The 19,790-nt window shown below is 66.2% G+C and carries 20 protein-coding genes; 14 read left to right on the top strand and 6 right to left on the bottom strand.

Features of this window, described 5'->3' with window-relative positions; all coding sequences use genetic code 11:
* Positions 1 to 41 precede the first annotated feature (41 nt).
* Complete coding sequence (locus ACVJ6E_RS21455) at positions 42 to 1,106, top strand: PhnD/SsuA/transferrin family substrate-binding protein (RefSeq protein WP_158592662.1); 1,065 nt, start codon at positions 42 to 44, stop codon at positions 1,104 to 1,106.
* 7 nt (positions 1,107 to 1,113) lie between these two features.
* Here the strand turns inward: ACVJ6E_RS21455 and ACVJ6E_RS21450 are convergent, their stop codons facing one another.
* From ACVJ6E_RS21450 to ACVJ6E_RS21440, 3 genes are all read right to left on the bottom strand, one after another.
* Entirely contained in the window at positions 1,114 to 1,728 is a 615-nt protein-coding gene (locus tag ACVJ6E_RS21450; protein ID WP_158592663.1) for a TadE/TadG family type IV pilus assembly protein, read from the bottom strand.
* A gap of 2 nt (positions 1,729 to 1,730) precedes the next feature.
* The gene (locus ACVJ6E_RS21445; protein ID WP_158592664.1) at positions 1,731 to 2,246 is read right to left on the bottom strand and encodes a TadE/TadG family type IV pilus assembly protein; all 516 of its coding nucleotides are present in this window, start codon (positions 2,244 to 2,246) and stop codon (positions 1,731 to 1,733) included.
* Positions 2,247 to 2,353: 107 nt separating this feature from the next.
* On the bottom strand, positions 2,354 to 2,833 hold the full coding sequence (locus ACVJ6E_RS21440; RefSeq protein WP_120268439.1) for a pilus assembly protein N-terminal domain-containing protein: 480 nt from the start codon (positions 2,831 to 2,833) through the stop codon (positions 2,354 to 2,356).
* 396 nt (positions 2,834 to 3,229) lie between these two features.
* Here ACVJ6E_RS21440 and ACVJ6E_RS21435 point away from each other — a divergent pair, with 396 nt between their 5' ends.
* From ACVJ6E_RS21435 to ACVJ6E_RS21395, 9 genes are all read left to right on the top strand, one after another.
* A complete protein-coding gene (locus tag ACVJ6E_RS21435) occupies positions 3,230 to 3,409 on the top strand; it encodes a Flp family type IVb pilin (protein WP_067339852.1) in 180 nt (59 codons plus the stop codon).
* 217 nt (positions 3,410 to 3,626) lie between these two features.
* Positions 3,627 to 4,133, top strand: coding sequence for a prepilin peptidase (locus ACVJ6E_RS21430; RefSeq protein ID WP_120268440.1), 507 nt, complete (start codon positions 3,627 to 3,629; stop codon positions 4,131 to 4,133).
* A gap of 202 nt (positions 4,134 to 4,335) precedes the next feature.
* Positions 4,336 to 5,112 (top strand): Flp pilus assembly protein CpaB, encoded by a 777-nt coding sequence (gene cpaB, locus ACVJ6E_RS21425; RefSeq protein ID WP_120268441.1) that lies wholly within the window; start codon positions 4,336 to 4,338, stop codon positions 5,110 to 5,112.
* 39 nt (positions 5,113 to 5,151) lie between these two features.
* Positions 5,152 to 6,561: a type II and III secretion system protein family protein gene (locus ACVJ6E_RS21420; protein ID WP_120268442.1), complete on the top strand. Its 1,410-nt coding sequence runs from the start codon at positions 5,152 to 5,154 to the stop codon at positions 6,559 to 6,561.
* A gap of 11 nt (positions 6,562 to 6,572) precedes the next feature.
* Entirely contained in the window at positions 6,573 to 7,334 is a 762-nt protein-coding gene (locus tag ACVJ6E_RS21415) for a CpaD family pilus assembly protein (RefSeq protein ID WP_120268443.1), read from the top strand.
* Positions 7,335 to 7,353: 19 nt separating this feature from the next.
* Positions 7,354 to 8,676 carry a CpaE/TadZ family protein gene (locus ACVJ6E_RS21410; protein ID WP_245164947.1) on the top strand — a complete coding sequence of 441 codons (1,323 nt, stop codon included), beginning with the start codon at positions 7,354 to 7,356 and terminating at the stop codon, positions 8,674 to 8,676.
* 46 nt (positions 8,677 to 8,722) lie between these two features.
* Complete coding sequence (locus ACVJ6E_RS21405; protein ID WP_120268444.1) at positions 8,723 to 10,240, top strand: TadA family conjugal transfer-associated ATPase; 1,518 nt, start codon at positions 8,723 to 8,725, stop codon at positions 10,238 to 10,240.
* Positions 10,233 to 11,258 (top strand): type II secretion system F family protein, encoded by a 1,026-nt coding sequence (locus ACVJ6E_RS21400; RefSeq protein WP_120269206.1) that lies wholly within the window; start codon positions 10,233 to 10,235, stop codon positions 11,256 to 11,258. Before ACVJ6E_RS21405 ends, ACVJ6E_RS21400 begins: the two co-directional genes overlap by 8 nt.
* Positions 11,259 to 11,300: 42 nt before the next feature.
* Positions 11,301 to 12,281, top strand: coding sequence for a type II secretion system F family protein (locus ACVJ6E_RS21395; protein ID WP_120268445.1), 981 nt, complete (start codon positions 11,301 to 11,303; stop codon positions 12,279 to 12,281).
* A gap of 115 nt (positions 12,282 to 12,396) precedes the next feature.
* Here the strand turns inward: ACVJ6E_RS21395 and ACVJ6E_RS21390 are convergent, their stop codons facing one another.
* On the bottom strand, positions 12,397 to 13,224 hold the full coding sequence (locus tag ACVJ6E_RS21390) for a tetratricopeptide repeat protein (protein ID WP_120268446.1): 828 nt from the start codon (positions 13,222 to 13,224) through the stop codon (positions 12,397 to 12,399).
* A gap of 200 nt (positions 13,225 to 13,424) precedes the next feature.
* On the opposite strand from ACVJ6E_RS21390, the gene ACVJ6E_RS21385 reads away from it, so the two are divergent.
* The 4 genes from ACVJ6E_RS21385 to ACVJ6E_RS21370 all read left to right on the top strand — a co-directional run bounded on the left by ACVJ6E_RS21385 (position 13,425) and on the right by ACVJ6E_RS21370 (position 17,023).
* Positions 13,425 to 14,816 carry a M17 family metallopeptidase gene (locus tag ACVJ6E_RS21385; RefSeq protein WP_120268447.1) on the top strand — a complete coding sequence of 464 codons (1,392 nt, stop codon included), beginning with the start codon at positions 13,425 to 13,427 and terminating at the stop codon, positions 14,814 to 14,816.
* A gap of 108 nt (positions 14,817 to 14,924) precedes the next feature.
* Complete coding sequence (locus tag ACVJ6E_RS21380; protein ID WP_067339870.1) at positions 14,925 to 15,275, top strand: MarR family transcriptional regulator; 351 nt, start codon at positions 14,925 to 14,927, stop codon at positions 15,273 to 15,275.
* A 61-nt stretch (positions 15,276 to 15,336) separates the two neighbouring features.
* Entirely contained in the window at positions 15,337 to 16,218 is an 882-nt protein-coding gene (locus tag ACVJ6E_RS21375; RefSeq protein ID WP_120268448.1) for a C40 family peptidase, read from the top strand.
* Positions 16,219 to 16,639: 421 nt separating this feature from the next.
* Positions 16,640 to 17,023: a response regulator gene (locus ACVJ6E_RS21370; protein WP_147421843.1), complete on the top strand. Its 384-nt coding sequence runs from the start codon at positions 16,640 to 16,642 to the stop codon at positions 17,021 to 17,023.
* 33 nt (positions 17,024 to 17,056) lie between these two features.
* Here ACVJ6E_RS21370 and ACVJ6E_RS21365 read toward each other — a convergent pair whose 3' ends face one another.
* Positions 17,057 to 18,001 (bottom strand): 2-hydroxyacid dehydrogenase, encoded by a 945-nt coding sequence (locus ACVJ6E_RS21365; protein ID WP_120268450.1) that lies wholly within the window; start codon positions 17,999 to 18,001, stop codon positions 17,057 to 17,059.
* A gap of 429 nt (positions 18,002 to 18,430) precedes the next feature.
* Entirely contained in the window at positions 18,431 to 19,696 is a 1,266-nt protein-coding gene (locus ACVJ6E_RS21360) for a DNA recombination protein RmuC (protein ID WP_120268451.1), read from the bottom strand.
* Between the last annotated feature and the right edge of the window lie 94 nt (positions 19,697 to 19,790).

Genomic DNA, 19,790 nt, shown 5'->3' with positions numbered 1-19,790 from the left:
CGCGACGATCCGGTTCTGGGCAAGAGGCAATCGGCGGAGCGGTGCGCCTGTCCCGCAGCTTTTTCCGTTGTCTTGCCGTGCTGCTGCTGGGCACGCTGGTGTCCGGCGCATCGGTCGGGAAGCTTTCGGCCGAGGACACCGCGCCGCCGCGGCCGGACGGTCCTGCCTTCCTGCCCTGGCAGGAGGAGGTTGCCCCTGCCGATGACCCCGAAGCTGGCGCCGGGCAACCGGCTCCGACAACGCCTTTCGACCCCGCACGTCTTGCCCTGATGCCGGAGCTGCGCGTCGGCATCGTCATGGATCCGGCCGCCGGCGACTTCGGCCGGGCCGCGCCGTTCCGTGAGCTGCTCGAGGCGGGGCTGAGGCTTCCGGTGCTGCTGATCGCCTATCGCGACCTGTCGCAACTGCAAAAGGCGGTCATGACGGGCGAGGTGCACTATGCGCCGCTGTCCGCATCCGCCTATGCGGCGGCACAAGGGGAATGCGGTTGCCTGGAGCCGCTGGTCGCCCCGCGCGAGGCTGACGGCGGGACGGGCTGGCATGCGATTGCGCTGGCGCGGGCCGGCGAGGGGATCGACGGGCCTGCGGACGTCGCCGGTCGGCGCATCGCCACCGGACCGCGCGAGGCGGTCGGCAGTCGCCTGGTCCAGTTGGCCGGCTTGTCGGCGGCGGGTGTCGATCTGGAAGGGCAGGCAGCCGACGCGCTCATCGTTCATGACGATCCGCTTTCGGCGGCGCTGGCGCTGGTGCGGGGCGATGCCGATGTCGCCTTCGCCTGGTCCTCGCTGCAGGGCGAGGCGGCGGCGGGCTACTCGCGCGGGACCTTGCGGGACCTTGCCGAACGGGGCATCGAGATTTCCGGGCTGAGGATCGTGTGGGCCTCCGGCGCCATTGCCGGCGCGCCGCACGTGGTTCGCCGTGACGTGCCGCAGGAGATCCGCGGCGTGCTTGCGGCGATCATGACCGGGCAGGGGGCGGTGGACGCTGTTTCGGACGAGGGCTTTGTTGCCGTGGGCGCGCAGGATTACGCGCCCGTTCTCGCTGCCTTTCCGCCGGATTCCGGAACGCCGCGCGGCCGCCTCGAGCCGGTGGGAGGCGGCAACTAGGCAGGCCTCAGCTGCAACACTCGACGCTCGTGCTGACGCGCGGGCGCATGTAGTAGGTGTCGCTGAGGGTGATCGTGGCGCTGTTGAACACGTCCTTCAGCACCGCTGCGAAGGTCGGACGATGCTCGTATTCGGCATGGGCGACAACCAGATAGGTGCCCTTCTGGCTGGTCAGTTCCGGCGGCAGCTTGATCGGCGGCGCGGAGTTGGCGCCCCACTGGGCGGTATTCATCGCCCGGCTCCACACCACACGCGGCTGGTTCACTTCCTTCATCCAGACACTGGCGACCACCACCTTGAGCGGTGCTTCCGGATAAGGGTCGAGCACGGCGCGCGACAGCTTCAGCAGGTCTTCGACCTCGGAGGCTTTGAGTTTGTCGGCCTGAGCCACCAGGTCGGCGACGGAACTGGCGGCCTGGCTGATCTTCCGGTCGAGCGTCAGCGCCGAGTTCAGCTCGGTGACGCCGAGAAACAGGGCCAGCATGAAGGGGAGCACCAGCGCAAATTCGACCGCGGCGACGCCGCGCCGGTCGCGCATCAGGCCGCTCGCGATCCGCGTGGCGGCCTTCCTGACGATGCGGCGCGGTTCCTGCTGCCGCTCTTGCCGCTTCGGGCTGCTCATGGTCACTTGCTCGCCTGTTGGGTGGTCCAGGGGAAGGGTTCGTTGCGGAACACGGCGGTCGCCACCAGCAGGCGGTCGCCCGAGCTCAGGTCGCCATAGGCGGTCTTCATCATCGACGACAGCATGGGCCATCGATAAAGAGCCCTAACCACGATGATCTGGCCGGCCTCGCCATGGTTGTAGCCGGTGTCTGCGACCAGTTCGCCGTCGCGGATCAGCGGCTTCGGCGTGAAGGAGGAGAAGTCCTCGATCCGTTCGACGTCGATGGTCAGCCGGTCCGAACTGATCGGGAAGCCGGCAAGACGTTCCAGCATCGATTCCTTGAACTTGTCGGCATCGAAGCCCTGGGCATGCGCCTGCCCGGTGCGGATCATGCGCGATGCGTCCATGGTCGCATTGCTGAGCACCTGATTGGCGAAGAAGGCCAGGCCGATCTCGATCACCCCGAACAGCAGCATCAGGAAGGGAATCGCGACGAAGGCGAACTCGATCGCCGTCGTGCCTTCGCGGTCCCTCACCACCGCGTGCAACGGGCGCAATCGTGCGAAGCGAGGGAGAAGGCGATCTCTCAGCATCTGGTAGCCACTCGTGCTCGGAAAGCGGTGAAAGGCGGGGTCATGGCGGGTCAGTTGGAAACGCCCGCCGCCTTTTCGGACATGTCATTGCGCTGGCTGGACTGCTTGCTCAGCAACTCGTAGCCGGCATCGCTGTCGCCCACGCGCATTACCGGCTCGCAATTGGGCGCGCAGGAGTAGCTGAAGCGTTCGCCCTTGCGCTGGACGGTGACCGTTTCGCCCGACGCGGCGGAGACCGTGATCACCTCGTCGATGATCGGCTCGCCGTTGCGGTCGAGGATGACCAGGTTGGTCGTGCCGTAGAGCTTGCCGGTCACCACCACCGTCTGGCGATCGTACATGGTGACATCGGCGATGGCCGGGTTGCCGACGATGACAGTGTCCGCAGGCGCGTCGATGCGGAACACCTTCGCCCGGTCGGTCATCACCTGGACGCCGCTCTCCTGGGCGTGTGCGCCCGCCACGGGAAGCGCGGCGAGCAGCGCCGCGGCCGTGATCGACGCAAAAAAAGCCTCGCGAAAATGCGACATGGGTAAGCTCCTCAGCGAAATTTCCTTCGTGACAGTGAAGGATATTGGTGAAGGAAGGGCTAACGCCCGGTCCCGCCCGAAGCGTTCTGCGAGCATCGTTAATGTCCAGGGCGTTCCCATCATGGGCATGCTGCCAGCGGATTCTTCGGCACGGCGCCGTACTTTGCGGCATGGCATGTGGATGAGGGCAAGGGGCGAGCTTGGTTAAAATGTAAGAGAATGTATTTTTGAAGAATTAACTATAAGGTTGCTCAAGTCGAACTTGCCGATGGGCGGTTGTGAATTTAACCTTGTGGCAAGGTGTGGTTCCTATAGTGGCAACATCTTCGAGCGACCGAAATAACAACAAGGTCGACGAGGTGGTGCAGACAAACAAGTGAAGTGTAGGAGCCAACCATGCAGAAGTTTCTCGCTCGTTTCGCCAAGGATGAATCCGGCGCGACCGCTATCGAATACGGCCTGATCGCCGGTCTGATCGGCGTTGCCATCATCACTGCTGTCGGCCTGGCCGGCGACTCGATCACCGCGATGTTCACTCGCGTTTCGACCGAGCTGAACGCTGCCGCCACGCAGTAAGCACGGCTGACACGGCACCTCGGGTCCCGGCATGTCTTTGCCGGGGCACGGTGGACTGCCATCGATGCGGGCGGCCTTGGCCGCCCGTTTTCGTTTCCGGTCCCAAAGACTGCGCCCATGAAAGGGCGTGCCGGACGCGGGCGCGTCAACCGGCGCTTAAGCGTTTCGGCGACATGATGCGAAAGCCGGAGAGGCCGGCAATCGAGGGAGCGTTGGAATGTTCGAAGCGGCGATCCTGGTCGTGTTCCCCTGTCTGGTGGCCTTTGCGGCCGCGTCCGACCTGTTCACGATGAAGATTCCCAACAGCGTCTCCCTGATGCTGGTGGCCGGGTTCGCGATTATCGCGCCCTTTGCCGGCATCGGTCTTGCGGATACCGGCTGGCATCTGCTTGCCGCCGGTCTGGCGCTGGCCGCCTGTCTCGTGTTCTTCGGCTTCGGCTGGATGGGCGGGGGCGATGCCAAGCTCATCACTGCCTTGGCGCTGTGGTTCGGCATGTCGCAGGACCTCCTGCAATTCCTCGCTCTTGCCGGCATTTACGGGGCGGTTCTCACGCTGCTGATCATCGGCTTCCGCCGTATCGTTCTGCTGCCTGGCATTGCCGGCCGCACTCAGTGGCTTTTGCGCCTGCATGACAATGCCCGCGGCGTTCCCTACGGCATCACGCTGGCTGCCGCCGCGCTGCAGGTCTATCCGCACTCGGCCTGGTTCGCCCTTCTGGTGTAACGGCGGAGCGTCGGTTCAAATATTAACGATTCCTGAACGCAGAAAATCTCCGGGTTTCATTTTGCGAAAGATTAAGCATACGTTCAGCAACATTGATCACGTCTGATTAACCATGTCTTGACCATTTGCCCGTCACAGTAGTCGCATGATGACCGAGGGCGCATCCGCGTCCGGTCCGCTACGATCCATGCGGGTATTGGCAATGAAGATCGCACGTTTCGCCATTCTGGGAATTTCGCTCGCCGCCGGTGTGTTGGTGGCGCGGATGGTGATGAGCAACAATCCAGAGCCGCCGGCCGCGCCGGTGGTGGTGACCGAGACAGTGGAGAAGGACGAGGTCCTTACCGTCGTCAAGGACATCGCCCTTGGCGAACAGCTGTCTGCGGGCGACCTGTCCTGGGCCAGCTGGCCTCGCGACCTGGCGCCGGCAACGGCGGTTCTGCGCTCCCAGCGACCCGACGCCATCACCGAAATCGCAGGCCGTATCGCCAAGGCGCCCGTCTATCAGGGCGAGCCGGTGCGCGAAGAGCGCCTGATCAGCAGCGATCGCGGCTTCATGTCGACCATTCTGCCCAAGGGCAAGCGGGCCATTGCCGTTTCGGTCGAGGCGCTGACCGCGGCTGGCGGCTTCATCCTGCCCGGCGACAAGGTCGACGTGATCCTGACGCGCCAGTCGTCAGGCCGGTCCGGCAATTCATTCACCAGCGAGACGATCCTGCAGAACGTGCGGGTGCTGGCCATCGACACCACCACCGCCGGTGAGCGGGACGAGAAGGCGCTGCCTCCCGGGCAGACCGCCACGCTGGAGCTCGAACCGGTCCAGGCCGAGGTCGTCGCCCAGGCTTCCCAGCTCGGCACGATCGCCCTCGTGCTGCGCTCGGCCCAGGATTCTGCCGATGACGCCGATCCCGGCCTCGTTGGCGGCGGTGTGAATTTTGTGAAGTTCGGCGTTGCCAGCCAGGCCCGGACCCAGCGGTAAGCGGGATCGGGCGCGGTGATGACGGCAAGGAGTATTCGGATGTTGGCTCAACGTTTCTTCCGGATCGGTACGGCGATCTGCCTTGTCCTGACCGGCCTTGCCGGACTGGATACCGCGCGCGCCGATGGCTATCCAAAGGCGGTGACCATCCAGGCCGGCGAGCGGGTGGCCGGGCGGTTGCTCAAGGTCGGTCTCGGCCGTTCCGTGGTGATCAATCTCGGCGAGGAGGTGAGCGACGTCATCGTCTCCAATCCGGAGGTGGCCGATGCCGTGGTCCGGTCCTCGCGCCGGGTCTTCATCCTCGGCAACAAGGCGGGGCAGGCGAGCCTGTTCCTGTTCGGCCGGGCCGGCAACCAGATCGCCAGCTTTGATCTCGCCGTCGAAAACGACACGACCGACCTCAACATGATGATCCGCCGCGCCATACCGGGTGCCGACATCACGGCCGAGTCGGTCAATGGCAACCTCGTCCTGAGCGGCACGGCCTCCAGCACCGTCGAGGCTCAGCAGGCGGCGGATCTCGCAGCGCGCTTCTCCAAGGTCGAAGGCAGTGCCTTGCCGGTCCTCAACATGGTCTCGGTGAGCGGTAAGGACCAGGTGCACCTGAAGGTGACGGTTGCCGAGGTCGAGCGATCGATCATCAAGCAGCTGGGCGTCAACCTGTCCGGCACCATCGGCATCGGCAACTACAGCGCCAATTTCAACAGCTCGCCCGGCTACTCGGTCAACTCCAACATCATCGGCCGCCCGAATGCCGGTGGCGGGTTCCTTGCCGGCGGCGCGAAGCTGAATGCGGACCTGCAGGCGCTGCAGCGCGACGGCGTGATCCGCACACTGGCCGAGCCGACGCTGACCGCGATTTCCGGCGAAAATGCCAGCTTCCTGGCTGGCGGCGAGTTCCCGATCCCGATCGCCGAGGACAACAACAAGCTCACCGTCCAGTTCAAGAAGTTCGGCGTCGGCCTCGACTTCACTCCGGTGGTCCTGAGCGAAGGGCGCATCTCCCTGCGCATCAAGACCGAGGTCAGCGAGATCACCCAGGAGGGGGCGGTCTCGATCGGCTCCCTGGTCATTCCCGCGCTCAAGGTTCGCCGGGCCGAGTCCACCGTCGAACTGCCTTCCGGCGGCACGCTGGTCATGGCAGGCCTGTTGAAGGAATCCTACAAGCAGGACCTCAACGGCGTGCCCGGCCTGATGCAGGTGCCGATCCTCGGCGCCCTGTTCAAGAGCCGCGACTTCCTGCGCCAGGAGACCGAACTCGCCGTCTTCGTGACGCCCTACACCGTCCGTCCGACGGCCCGCTCGGAGCTTGTCGAGCCGACCCGCAACCTGGCGCCGGCGACCGATGGCGAAACGATTTTCCTGAACCGTCTCAACCGCATGTACCGGGTATCCGGCGATCCTGGACAGGGCGCCTACCATGGTCAGGTCGGCTATATCTACGAGTGAGGACCGGTCCCATGCAGTCTGCATCCGCAAAGCGCGTCGCCGCTTCCGCAACCCGGGTCCGTGCGCTCACGCCGACCCTTGCCGTTCTCGCCGCGCTGCTGGCGGCCGGCTGCCAGACGCAGCAGCCGACAGCCGAGGCGCTCGCGACCAATGACTATCGTCTGCGCCACCCCATCGTGGTGACGGAAGGGGTTAAGACGCTCGATCTGCCGGTGGGAAGCGACATGCGCCGCCTGTCGCCGCAGCTGTCGGCCGTCGTCACCAGCTTCGCGGCCGAGGCCCGTTCGCGCGGTGGCGGCGCGATGGAGATCATCGTGCCCTCCGGCGCCTACAACGAGGCGGCCGTTCACGCGGTGCTGCCGCAGATCCGCAAGGCGCTGGTGCAAGGCGGCGTGTCGCCCAAGCGTATCGCCACCCGCGGCTACCCGGTCCAGGATCCGGGTATCTCCGCGCCGGTGCGCCTCGCCTATTCCGGTCTGCAGGCCAAGACGGGTCCTTGCGGCCAGTGGCCCGACAACATCACCGGGGGCGGCGACGGGATGCGCCACAACCCGCATCTGAACAACACGCAGTATTACAATTTCGGCTGCGCCGCGCAGTCCAACCTGGCCGCCATGGTCGACAATCCGACGGACCTGCTCTACCCGCGCGCCTCGACGCCGGCCGACCAGCTCCGCCGGGGCACGGTCTACGGCAAGTATCGCGCCGGCGAGCAGACGGCGACCGACTACAAGGAAGGCGACGGTTCGCGCGTCTCCGACGCGACGAACTGATCCCGGAGGAGCTGGACGGATGAACACCCTCGCTTACGACATGCCGCTGGACGAGGACGGGTATCCGCGCGAGCCCGCGATGGGCGACCATCACGCCGTCGCCGTGCCCGCTGATACGCTTGACATCAAGGCGGTGCCGCGGATCGCGATCCAGGCCTTTTGCGAAAGCGAAGACATTGCCCGGATGATCGAGAGCGCCGCTCAGGACCGGCGCATGGCCAAGGCTCATGTGAAGGTACACAAGGGCGGGCTTGCAGCGGCCATCGACTTCTACGGCTCCGCGCCGACGCCGAACCTGATCCTGCTGGAGACCCGCACGGAAGCCTCCAAGCTGATCCAGGGCTTGGAACAGCTGGCGGAAGTCTGCGACGCCGGCACCAAGGTGATGATCATCGGTCATGTCAACGACGTAAAGCTCTACCGCGACCTCATCCATCGCGGGATCAGCGACTACCTCGTTGCGCCGATCAACCTGTTCCAGCTGATCGGCGCCATCGGCGAGCTCTACGTCAATCCGGACGCCGAGCCGCTCGGGCGGACCATCGCTTTCGTCGGCGCCAAGGGCGGCGTCGGTTCGTCCACCGTTGCGCACAACGTCGCCTGGTCGATCGCCCGCGTCTACGAGAGCGACGTGGTGCTGGCCGACCTCGACCTTGCCTTCGGCACGGCCGGCCTCGACTTCAACCAGGATCCGCTGCAGGGCGTCTTTGAGGCGGTCTCTTCGCCGGAGCGCCTCGACGAGACCATGCTCGACCGCCTGCTGTCGAAATGCGCTGATCGCCTCAGCCTGCTTGCCGCGCCCGCTTCGCTGGAGCGGACCTATGACCATGGCGAGACGAGCTTCGATGGTCTGCTCGACATCATGAAGCAGGGTGCGCCGGCAATCGTGCTCGACCTGCCGCATGTGTGGTCGGGCTGGGTCCGCCGGATGCTGGCCGCCGTCGATGAAGTGGTGATCGTCGCAGAGCCGGATCTGGCCAACCTGCGCAACGCCAAGAACATGATCGACACGCTGCGCCAGCTGCGACCCAACGACTCGCCGCCGCGCCTGGTGCTGAACCGGGTGAACGTGCCAAAGCGGCCGGAGATCAAGGCCGCCGAGTTCGCCGACGCGCTGGAGCTCACCGCGGCCGCGGTGGTGCCCTTCGATCCGCTTCTGTTCGGCACGGCCGCCAACAACGGCCAGATGATCGGCGAGCAGGACGAAAAGCACGCCACGACGGAAATCTTCAGCCAGATCTCGCAGCTGGTCACCGGTCGCGGCGAAGTGGCGAAGCCCAAGGGCCTTGCGCTCGGCTCGCTGGTCTCCCGCTTCCTGAAGAAGGGCAAGGCCGCCGGCTGACCGGCGGCCCGGCATGTTTCTTCGAGACGATTGAAAGCAGGTAACGATGTTCGGTCGACGTGGCGCTTCCTCAGGTTCACAGACGTCCCGCCCCGCGGCGCCGCCCATGCAGGGCGAGCCGCAGGTCGCGCCGGCTGCACCGCCGCCGCCCGTCGCGGCCGAACCGGCACGGGCTCCCGCAGCACCGTCCGCCGCCGCAGCTCAGCCCGCTGTTGCCGCAAAGCCTGCGCCGGCCGCGCCGCCGGTCGCCGAGCCGCGCGCGCCGCAGCGGTCGGAAGGCTATTACGCGACCAAGTCCTCGATCTTCAACGCGCTGGTCGAGGCGATCGACCTGTCGATGCTGACCCGCCTCAGCGCCGAGGACGCGCGCGAGGAGATCCGGGACGTCGTCAACGACATCATCGCGCTGAAGAACGTGGTGATGTCGATTTCCGAGCAGGAAGACCTGCTGGAGGACATCTGCAACGACGTTCTCGGCTATGGCCCGCTCGAGCCGCTTCTGGCGCGCGACGACATCGCCGACATCATGGTCAACGGCGCCAACACGGTCTACATCGAGACCCAGGGTCGGATGCAGCAGACCAGCGTGCGCTTCCGCGACAACAAGCAGCTGATGAACATCTGCCAGCGGATCGTCAGCCAGGTCGGCCGCCGCGTCGACGAATCCAGCCCGATCTGCGACGCCCGTCTCGCCGATGGCTCGCGTGTCAACGTGATCGCGCCGCCGCTGGCGATCGACGGGCCGACGCTCACCATTCGCAAGTTCAAGAAGGACAAGCTCACCCTCAAGCAGCTTGTCCAGTACGGCTCGGTCTCGCCCGAGGGTGCGACGGTGCTGGAGATTATCGGCCGCAGCCGATGCAACGTGCTGATTTCCGGCGGCACGGGTTCGGGCAAGACGACGCTGCTGAACTGCCTGACGGCCTATATCGATTCCACCGAACGCATCATCACCTGCGAGGACGCAGCGGAACTGCAGCTGCAGCAGCCGCATGTGGTGCGCCTTGAAACCCGCCCGCCCAACCTGGAAGGCGAGGGCGAGGTGACCATGCGCGATCTCGTCAAGAACTGCCTGCGTATGCGTCCCGAGCGGATCATCGTCGGCGAGGTGCGCGGACCCGAGGCCTTCGACCTGTTGCAGGCGATGAACACCGGCCACGACGGGTCCATGGGCACGCTGCACGCCAACAGCCCGCGCGAGGCGCTCTCGCGTCTGGAATCGATGATCACCATGGGCGGCTTCTCGCTGCCGTCCAAGACCCTGCGCGAGATGATCGTCTCGTCCATCGACGTGATCGTCCAGGCACAGCGCCTGCGCGACGGCTCGCGCCGCATCACCCACGTTTCGGAGGTGATGGGCATGGAAGGCGACGTGATCATCACCCAGGATGTGTTCCTCTACGACATCCTCGGCGAGGACGCGAATGGCAAGCTGATCGGCCGTCACCGCTCCACCGGCATCGGCCGCCCGAAATTCTGGGAAAAGGCGCGCTATTTCGGCGAGGAGCATCGCCTTGCCGCCGCCCTCGACGCGGCTGAAGCTCCGGAGCCCGGACATGGCTGACCTGCAGTCCTTCCTGACGCCGCAAGTGACGATCGTTGCCATTGCTCTTCTGGCGACGCTGTCCATAGGCGGCATCATCTACGCCCTGTTCGAGCCGCAGCTGAGCGGGCGCGCGGCACGCGAGAAGCGGCTGAAGTCTGTTTCGACCCGCAAGAACGCCGCCATAGATGCCACCCGCCGGGCGGTGCGCGACGGCGACCGCCGGCGCAAGTCCGTGCAGGACCAGCTCAAGGAATTCGAGGCTCGCGAGAAGAAGAAGCAGCAGCGCGCAGCGCGCCTGACGCTGGAAGAGCGCATCGATCAGGCTGGCCTGACATGGTCGAAGCGCGGCTTCATCGTCTTCTCGCTGATCTGTGCGCTGGTGCTGGGCTTTGTCGGCCTGCTCGCCTCCGGCTCGCTGATCGTCACCTTCGGGCTGATGTTTGTCGGCGCATTCGGCGTGCCGCGCTTCTATCTCGGGCGCCGCCGCAAGAAGCGGATCGCCGCCTTCCTGAACGAACTGCCCAATGCTGTCGACGTCATCGTGCGCGGCACCAAGGCGGGCCTGCCGCTCGGCGAGTGTATCCAGATCGTTGCCGCCGAGGCGCGCGAGCCGATCAAGACCGAGTTCCGCCGTATCGTCGAGGCCCAGACCATGGGCATCACCCTGGCAGAGGCGATCTCGAAGCTGCCGAGCCGCATGCCGGTCGCGGAGGCAAACTTCCTCGCCATCGTCGTGATGATCCAGGCGCAGTCGGGCGGTTCTCTGTCCGAGGCGCTGGGCAACCTGTCCAAGGTGCTGCGCGAGCGCAAGGCGATGAAGGGCAAGATCGTCGCCATGAGCCAGGAGGCCAAGTCCTCCGCCGCGATCATCGGCTCGCTGCCCTTCCTCGTTGTCGGTGTGCTGTCGCTGACCAGCCCGTCCTACATGATGCTTCTGTTCACCGAGCCCACCGGCAACATCATCGTCGTGGGCAGCGGCCTGTGGATGCTGACCGGCATCTTCATCATGAAGAAGATGATCGCCTTCGACTTCTGATCTGCCGTTTTCGGGCAGGAACGACGGACACGGAAAGAGACCATGGGACTGGATTTCTCCAATCTTCTCTCCCAACAGGCGATGATCGCCATCCTGACCATGGTTGCGATCGCCGGCACGCTGTTTTCGCTCGTCGTGCCGCTGCTGGAAGGCGACAAGCTCAAGACCCGGATGAAGTCCGTGGCATTGGAGCGCGAGCAGATGCGCGCCCGCGAGCGCGCACGCCTGGCCGACGACAAGGCGAATGCGCGGGTTTCCCTGCGGAACAAGCCGAAGAAGCAGATGCAGAACATCGTCGACCGGCTCAACCTGAAGAACCTGTTGTCGGACGACGAGACCAAGCTGCGGCTGACCCGTGCCGGCTATCGCGGTGTGCGCCCGCTCTACACCTACCTATTCGCGCGTCTCGTGATGCCGGTGGTCCTGCTCATCGTCGCGCTGTTCTACACCTTTGTGGTGCTCAAGCTGGACCAGCCGGCGATGGTCAAGGTGTTCATCGCCTGCCTTGTCGCGTTCATCGGTTTCTATGCGCCGGATCTTTATCTGAAGAACAAGATCCAGAACCGCCAGCTCTCGATCAACCGAGCCTGGCCGGATGCGCTCGACCTGATGCTGATCTGCGTGGAATCCGGCATGTCCATCGAGGTCGCCTTCCGCAAGGTGTCGGAGGAGATCGGCATCCAGTCGATCCCGCTGGCCGAGGAACTGACGCTGACCAATGCCGAGCTCTCCTATCTCGGCGACCGGCGCATGGCCTACGAGAACCTTGCCAACCGCACCGGCCTGGAAGGCGTCAAGAACGTCTCGCTGGCCCTGATCCAGGCCGAGCGCTACGGCACGCCGGTTTCCACCGCGCTGCGCGTCATGGCCGACGAAAACCGGCTGCAGCGCATGCAGGCGGCGGAAAAGAAGGCCGCAGCCCTGCCGCCCAAGCTCACCGTTCCGATGATCGTGTTCTTCCTGCCCGTGCTGCTTGCCGTGATCATCGGCCCGGCGATCATCCAGGCTGTCGCGACCTTCTGACGGCACGCCTCAAAGGCATCCCGGTAACGCCAATCCGGAACGAATGAAAAAGCCACCCGGACGGGTGGCTTTTGTCGTTTCGGCTGCGAGAACAGGGGGAGGTGAAGACGCCGCGTCAACCGCCGGACTTTTTCTTCTTCTTGTCCTGCGCCGCGATCTCCGCCCAGGAATTGCGCTGCGACAGCATCGACTTGAGATAGGCGATGTTCTGTGCCGCCTGGGCCGGGTCGATCTCGGCGGTGGCGACCTGCTCGGCCTCCTGGAAGCGGCCCTGCAGGCCGATCGCCAGCGCCAGGTTCTGGCGGATGCGGCTGTCGGCCTTGGGGCTGGCGGCGGCGCGGCGCAAGACGCCCTCCGCCTCCTTGGCTTCGCCTTCCAGCAGGTAGGACATGGCAAGATTGTTGAGCAGGCTCGGCTCGTCCGGAGCGATCTTGAGCGCCTGATTGTAGAGGTCGCGCGCCTGCTGGGTGTTGCCCATCTGGTCGTGGATCGCGGCGGCTGCCGACATCAGCCGCCAGTCGGGGCGCGTCGGGGTCTGAGCGCCGTTGATCACCTGCAGCGCTTCCGGCAGCCGGCCATTCATCGCCAGAACCTTGCCGTAGGCGGCGGCGATGTCGCGGTCGCTCTGATGGGCGATGATCGCCTGGCGCAGCACTGCCTCGGCCTGGTCGACCTGACCGTTACGGCGCAGGGCGGCGGCATAGTTGAGAATGTTTTCGCGGTCCTTCGGCGAGCGCTGATAGGCCTGGCCCCAATAGCCGACCGCCTGCAAGGCGGCGCTCGATCCGGGGGCGGCATAGCCTTGCGGCGCGCCGGAATGGGTGCCGACGCTGCGCTTCGAGGAGGCGCAGCCTGTCAGCGCGACCAGGGCCACCATCGAGGCCGCGAGCATCAGGCGCGGCGCGGCGGCGGGACGGGGAAGGGCGTGGCGCGTGGATGGCATGTGCCGGGCTCCTGGACACGGACGGACGTTGGACTTGCAGAATGCGCAAGCTCATCAATACGTCGTTAACCCTAATGCTTCGTTAAACGGCGGCCCTGAAGGTGGTCCCGCGGGCGGATGTCCGGCGATTGCCGCTGCCTGCCCTTCGTGCTTAAAACGGAACTCCGACCTTCTTCTCCCGCCAGACAAGGACCCCGCCCGTGCGCGCCTCGCTGATCGCCCATTCCCCCGATGTTGCAGCCATTCCCGTCCATGCCGTCGACCGCGATGAAGCGCAGACGGTGCTTCAGGGACTGGGCGCGCGGGCCGAGGCCTTCGCCGCGGCGAGCGGGTTCGACGGGGCGGCCGGACAGCTGCTTCTGGTTCCAGGTGCCGAAGGAGCGCTTGCGGCCGTGCTTTTCGGCGTCGCCAATGCGGCTGCGCCCGGGTTTGCCGTGGGCGATCTTGCCCGCAAGCTGCCGGGCGGCGACTTCCGTCTGGAGATTGCGGCCGAGGCGCAGGAGGAAGCCGCGCTCGCCTTCGCGCTCGGCTCCTACCGGTTCGAGCGCTACCGCAAGCCGTCGACCCGCTCGGTGCCGCGGCTGATGGTGGGCCAGGGCGTCGACCTGGAGCGGGTCGGCCTCATCCTCGACGGCATGACGCTCGCCCGCGATCTGGTCAACACGCCGGCAAGCGACCTCGGTCCTGCCGAACTGTGCGATGCGGCGCAGCGCCTCTTCGCCGATCACGGCGGGCGGGTGCGCGTCATCGAGGGCGAGGCGCTGCTCGCCGAGGGCTTCCCGATGGTCCATGCGGTCGGCCGGGCGAGCGACCGCGCGCCGCGGCTTTTCGATGCGACCTGGGGCGAGGAGGGGCATCCGCGCGTCACCCTGGTCGGCAAGGGCGTCGTCTTCGACACCGGCGGCCTCGACATCAAGCCGTCCAGCGCTATGGCATTGATGAAGAAGGACATGGGCGGTGCGGCTGCCGTTCTGGCGCTGGCCTCGATGATCATGGAAGCCGGCCTGCCGGTGCGCCTGCGCGTCATTGTCCCGGCGGTCGAGAACGCGATTTCCGGCGCGTCCTTCCGTCCCGGCGATGTGCTGCCGAGCCGCAAGGGCCTCACCGTCGAGATCGGCAACACCGACGCGGAAGGCCGCCTGATCCTTGCCGACGCTTTGGCGCTTGCCGACGAGGAGGAGCCGGAGATCCTGATCGACATGGCGACGCTGACCGGCGCCGCGCGCGTTGCTCTCGGCCCCGACCTTCCGCCCTTCTACACCGACGACGAGGCCTTCGCGGCCGAGCTTTCCGACCACGCGAATGCGGTCCGCGATCCGCTGTGGCGCCTGCCGCTGTGGCGCCCCTACGAGAGCTATCTGGAAAGCCGGATCGCCGACATCAATCACATCAACACCAGCGGTGCGGGCTTCGCCGGCTCCATCACCGCCGCGCTGTTCCTCTCGCGTTTCGTTGAAAAGGCGCGGGTCTGGGCGCATTTCGACATCTATGGCTGGAACCCGGCCGACCGCCCGGGCCGCCCGCTGGGCGGTGAGGCACAGGCCGCGCGTGCGCTCTTTTCGCTGCTCGCCGCCCGCTACCCGGGAAACTGAGGCGGCACGCTTTCCTGCCTCGTTTCGGTGTTTGTATAACGGAACCGAAACGAATTGCCTGTCACTATGGGGCAAGGCCGGCAACGGCACAGCAGGCATGGGTGAGGGATGGGTATCGACTTGCGGCCGTCGCAGGCGCTGCGACTCTGGCACGATGTGACGATGTCGCTGGTCACCGACGGCGACAAGGACCTCACCTCGCGCCAGATGGCGATCCTGATGACGGTCTATCTGGAGCCGCCCCCGCACACGGTGCGCGGACTGGCTGCACGTCTCGACGTCACCAAGCCGGTGATCACCCGCGCGCTCGACACTTTGGGTGCGATGAAACTGCTGTCGCGCCGCCGCGACGAGGCCGACCGGCGCAATGTCGTGGTGACCCGCACCGTTGCCGGGGCGCTCTATCTGGAGCACATTGCCGACACCATCGTTGCCCGGGCCGCCGAGATGCCCCGCTGATCCCAGGCGGTGTACCGGGCAGCCCGATGCCCGAAGCGCCAGAAGAAGCCCGGACCGCCGCATGACCAGCGAACCCGCCGCCGCCCTCGATCGCCGCATCCATCCCGTTCGCCCCGATCTGGCGGCAAGCCGCTATCGTGGCCAGGTCGTGGCCGAGCGCTTCGCCGACCCGCTGCCGGTCCGCATCGCGGTCGCCTCGGCGCCGCTGCGCCCCGCGCCGGATGCGGCCCGCTCCATTGATACCGAAGCGCTCTACGGCGAGAGTTTCGATCTGTACGAGATCCGCGACGACGGCTGGGCCTGGGGGCAGCTGGCGACCGACGGCTATGTTGGGTACCTGCCAGCGGCGAGCGTGGGCGAGGCCGGCGCGCCCGCCACTCACCGGGTCTGCGTGCCGCGCAGCTATCGCTATCCGGAAGCCGAGCTGAAACGCCCGCCGCTCTCGCTCCTGTCGCTTGGCGCGCGCGTGCGCGTCGTCGGCGCAGCAGTGACCCGCGGCCTCGACTACGCGTTGCTCGACGACGGCAGCGCCATGGTCGCCCGCCATCTGATGCCGCTCGGCGAGACCGTGACCGACTGGGTGGCAGTGGCAGAGGGGCTGCTTGGAACGCCCTATCTGTGGGGCGGGCGTACCTCGCTCGGCCTCGACTGCTCGGCGCTGGTGCAGCTGGCGGCGGCGGAAGCGGGCCACGTGCTGCCGCGCGACAGCGACATGCAGCAGGCCGGCGCCGGCGAGGCGCTCGACATCTCCGGCGGTCTGCCGAAGCTTGAGCGCGGCGACCTGCTGTTCTGGAAGGGCCATGTCGGGATCATGAGCGATCCGGGCACCTTGCTGCATGCCAATGGCTACACGATGAGCGTTGCGCTGGAGCCGCTGGAGGCCGCGCTTGCGCGCATCGCGGCGACTGAATGGGGTGCGCTGACCGCCTGTCGCCGGTTGTAGCAGCGCGCGCAACGGCACGCGTTGCGGGCGGTCTTCTTGGGTTTCCGTGTGTCGGATTTTCCGGTTGTTCGGATTTCCAAGTTGTTTTGGAAATTTGCTTTCCCTTCCTTAGAAGGAAACGCCTGAAATTGCCCGGTTTCCCTAGCGCATCTGCTATGCAGGGAATGCAGTTGTAGCGACTCTGCAGCGCGATTATATCAGCTGCGACGTTGGGCGGCAGTTTTCGCCCCTATGAAGCGGGCAGCGAAGAAACCCCACGGGTCAATCCGAAACATCGCCGTCCGAACATATCAGCAAAATTGGATGTTGCGTCAGACTTCCCGAGGGGAACTGACGGCGACGTCTTTTGCGTTTTACGGACAACCGGTCGCTCATGCTTCATGTCTTGCCGCACGCGGTTTTCCTTCACGTTGAAGACAACGTGAACGATGCCCTAGCCTTCCGTCTGGCGCTTGAAGGAGCGACGGGCAACATTCGCGTCCGCCGTGTCGGATCCGTGGAGACGGCGCTCGAGCTGCTGTCGACGCCGGATGCCGCCGCCGGCCCGCCCTTCGATTGCGTCGTGGCTTCGCTGGACCTGCCCGAAGGACGGGCGGGCGACCTGGCCCGGCGCGTGCGCCAGCGCCACGACAGCGCGACGCTGCCGCTGTTCGGCCTGACGCGCGGCGCGCCGCCGGTGGCAGCTGGCGACGGAGACTGGTTCGACGCGGTTCACCAGAAGCCCGCGACCCCTCGCGAGATGAAGCGCATCGCGCGCGAGATCGTCGACCTCTGGTTCTCGCGCGCGCGTCGGTTTCATTGCTAATCTATTGAAAATAATAAGCTTATAGTTTCGGCGTCAGTAGCCGGTCGCCTTGTCGACGGTGTTGCGCAAGGTGCCGCCCGCCTCGAAGGTGCGGATCTGCTCGGCGACATAGGCCGAGATCGCCTCCGGGTCGCTGTCTGCGGCCACATGCGGCGTGATCACCACATTCTCAAGCTTCCATAGCGGGCTGTGCGACGGCAGCGGCTCGGTCTCGAACACGTCGAGGCTGGCGCCCTTCAGCGTGCCGTCGGTCAGCGCGCGCACCAGGTCCGCCTCGACCTGGCTGCCGCCGCGTCCGGCATTGATGAAGACCGGTCCGCCGAGCGCCCCGTCGCGCGCCAGCCGCGACACGAGGCCGTAGTCGATGAAGCCGCGCGTCTCCGGCGTGAGGGGCAGCAGGTTCACCAGAATGTCGGTGCGGGCGAGGAAGGCATCGAGCTCGCTCTCGCCGGCATAGCTGACGACCCCGTCGATCTGCTTGGGCCCGCGCGCCCAGCCGGCAACGTCAAAACCAAACCGCACCAACATCTTGGCCGCTTCCGCGCCGAGCACGCCGAGACCGAGAAGGCCGACCCGCACATGCCGCGCGGCCGGCTGCTCAAGGTCGCGCCACAGGCTTTCGCGCTGCTGCGCGGCGTAGGCCAGATGCTGGCGATGGTGCAGCAGGACCTGCAGCGCCACCCACTCGGTCATGCGTGCGGTCAGGTCGGGGTCGACCACCCGAACCATCGGGACATCCGGCAGGCCCGGCTGCGCCAGCAGGTGGTCGACGCCGGCGCCCAGCGAAAAGATCACTTCGAGATTGGGGCAGGCCGCCAGGACCTCTGCCGGGGCCTTCCAGGCCAGCGCGTAGCGGATGTCGGCCGGATCGCCGACCGCGTCCGGCCAGGACCGGATCTCGTGCTCCGGCAGGTAGCGGGCAAGGCGCAAGGCCCAGGCGGCGGGGTTCCAGCCCTTGACGGCGATCAGCAGGCTCATGGCGATCCTCCAAAGCGATTGTTTCTCTCTCTTAGAGCATCTTCCGCCGCGCCTTGCAGCACCGGGATCGAAAAAAGCACCGCAAAGCCAAGCCTCTGGCAAGGAAGGTGCCGTAGCGGCGGGCTTCTTTCCGCGCCGAAGTCCGGGTCACGGATGCGGTGCGCGCCGATATCAAATTTCGAGAGAAATTTTGCAAAATTCCGTGCTGAAATCGGACGAAATTGATTTTTCCGTCTCAAATCCGCGGTTTGCGCAGAAGGGGCAGATGGACGTGGGAGGCAGCGAGGATGCGGTCTCCTGTTTCCATCCGCCGCCTGCCTTATCCCCGTCCTGTCCCCGGTGCGGTGCCGGCCCCGGCTGTCGGCGCATGAGGGCTGTTATCCCCGCAGGGGGCGGGCTGGCGTATAATGCGCGGCAGGTAAGACGGCGTCAGTCGGCGGCGTACGGATCGTGAAGTCCGGCCAGGGGCAGGGGGCGTGCCGCCTCGTCCCGGTGCCCGCGCGGCTCGGTCGCCGGCGCGCCGGCCCGGTCCGTCCGGTCGGTGGTGCCGTCTAAAGCCTGCTCGCCGCGCGGCGGGGCGAGGTCGAGATCGCCGATGTTGCGGCCGCGCTTGCCGATCTTGTCGGTCGAAATGAGGATTTGCTCGATGTCGCGGCCGGCCTGGCCGAAATGCTGCTGCAGCTTGCGGACCCGCTCGTCCAGCCGGTCGACGTCGGCGACGAGATGGGCGACCTCGGCCTGGATCCGGTGTGCCTCCTCGCGCAGCCGCGCATCGCGCAGCACCGACTGCACCACCTGGATCGACAACAACAGCAGCGAAGGCGAGACGATGACCACCCGGACCCGGTGTGCCTTCTGGACGAGATCGGAAAAGTGCTCGTGGATCTCGGCGAAGATGCTTTCGGACGGCACGAACATGAAGGCCGTGTCCTGGGTCTCGCCAGGAATGAGATAGCGTTCGGCAATGTCCGTCAGGTGCTTGCCGATGTCGCGGCGAAACCGGGCGCGCGCCTGCTTCAGTGGTTCCGGCCCTTCCGCCTGCTTCAGCTCGTTATAGGCCTCCAGCGGAAACTTGGCGTCGACGACGAGGGGCGGGGCGCCGTTCGGCAAGTGGATCAGGCAGTCGGGCCGCACGCGCGTCGACAGGGTCGCCTGGAAGCTGAAGGCGCCCGGCGCCAGCGCGTCCTGGACGATCGCCTCCATCCGGCCCTGGCCGAAGGCGCCGCGCGCCTGCTTGTTGTCGAGGATAGACTGCAGCGCCCCGACCTGGCCGGACAGGTCGCGGATCGTTGCCTGCGCCCGGTCGATGACGGCCAGCCGCTCGTGCAGGTGGCGCAACCCGTCATGGGTCCGCCGGGTGGTCTCGGCCATCGACTGGCCGAGCTTGTGGCTCATGCCGTCGAGCCGCTCGTTGACGGCGCGCATCAGGTCGCCCTGCCGCGAGCCGAAGACCTCGGCCATGGTCTGCATCCGGCCGGTCATCTCGGACTGGACCTTGAGCAGGTCGGCGATCCGCGCCTCGAGCTCGCGCGCATGCTCGGCGGCCCGCCATTCGGCATCGCGCGCCCGGCCCGCCTGCCGCGATACCGAGACGAGCGTCAGCACCGCTGCGCCGAGCAGCAGCAAGGCGGCGCCGATCAGCGCCTCGCCGAGCGACACGGGCCGGCCGAGCAGGGTGAAGAGAATCGTCTCCATGGAAACAAAGATAGAACATTTGTCGCTGCCGCGAAACGGCGCAGGCGTGGGGGGCGGCAACCGGGCACAGCGAGCGGGCAGAGGAGCGCCGGGG

The sequence above is a fragment of the Stappia sp. G46H5W genome (assembly GCF_058448995.1).
This window is presented reverse-complemented; position numbering and strand designations above follow the sequence as displayed.

Coding starts and splice junctions, on each gene's coding strand:
- ACVJ6E_RS21450 (WP_158592663.1), bottom strand. CDS start 1,728: ATGAGCAGCCCGAAGCGGCAAGAGCGGCAGCAGGAACCGCGCCGCATC.
- ACVJ6E_RS21440 (WP_120268439.1), bottom strand. CDS start 2,833: ATGTCGCATTTTCGCGAGGCTTTTTTTGCGTCGATCACGGCCGCGGCG.
- ACVJ6E_RS21435 (WP_067339852.1), top strand. CDS start 3,230: ATGCAGAAGTTTCTCGCTCGTTTCGCCAAGGATGAATCCGGCGCGACC.
- ACVJ6E_RS21430 (WP_120268440.1), top strand. CDS start 3,627: ATGTTCGAAGCGGCGATCCTGGTCGTGTTCCCCTGTCTGGTGGCCTTT.
- cpaB (WP_120268441.1), top strand. CDS start 4,336: ATGAAGATCGCACGTTTCGCCATTCTGGGAATTTCGCTCGCCGCCGGT.
- ACVJ6E_RS21420 (WP_120268442.1), top strand. CDS start 5,152: ATGTTGGCTCAACGTTTCTTCCGGATCGGTACGGCGATCTGCCTTGTC.
- ACVJ6E_RS21415 (WP_120268443.1), top strand. CDS start 6,573: ATGCAGTCTGCATCCGCAAAGCGCGTCGCCGCTTCCGCAACCCGGGTC.
- ACVJ6E_RS21410 (WP_245164947.1), top strand. CDS start 7,354: ATGAACACCCTCGCTTACGACATGCCGCTGGACGAGGACGGGTATCCG.
- ACVJ6E_RS21405 (WP_120268444.1), top strand. CDS start 8,723: ATGTTCGGTCGACGTGGCGCTTCCTCAGGTTCACAGACGTCCCGCCCC.
- ACVJ6E_RS21400 (WP_120269206.1), top strand. CDS start 10,233: ATGGCTGACCTGCAGTCCTTCCTGACGCCGCAAGTGACGATCGTTGCC.
- ACVJ6E_RS21395 (WP_120268445.1), top strand. CDS start 11,301: ATGGGACTGGATTTCTCCAATCTTCTCTCCCAACAGGCGATGATCGCC.
- ACVJ6E_RS21390 (WP_120268446.1), bottom strand. CDS start 13,224: ATGCCATCCACGCGCCACGCCCTTCCCCGTCCCGCCGCCGCGCCGCGC.
- ACVJ6E_RS21380 (WP_067339870.1), top strand. CDS start 14,925: ATGGGTATCGACTTGCGGCCGTCGCAGGCGCTGCGACTCTGGCACGAT.
- ACVJ6E_RS21375 (WP_120268448.1), top strand. CDS start 15,337: ATGACCAGCGAACCCGCCGCCGCCCTCGATCGCCGCATCCATCCCGTT.
- ACVJ6E_RS21365 (WP_120268450.1), bottom strand. CDS start 18,001: ATGAGCCTGCTGATCGCCGTCAAGGGCTGGAACCCCGCCGCCTGGGCC.
- ACVJ6E_RS21360 (WP_120268451.1), bottom strand. CDS start 19,696: ATGGAGACGATTCTCTTCACCCTGCTCGGCCGGCCCGTGTCGCTCGGC.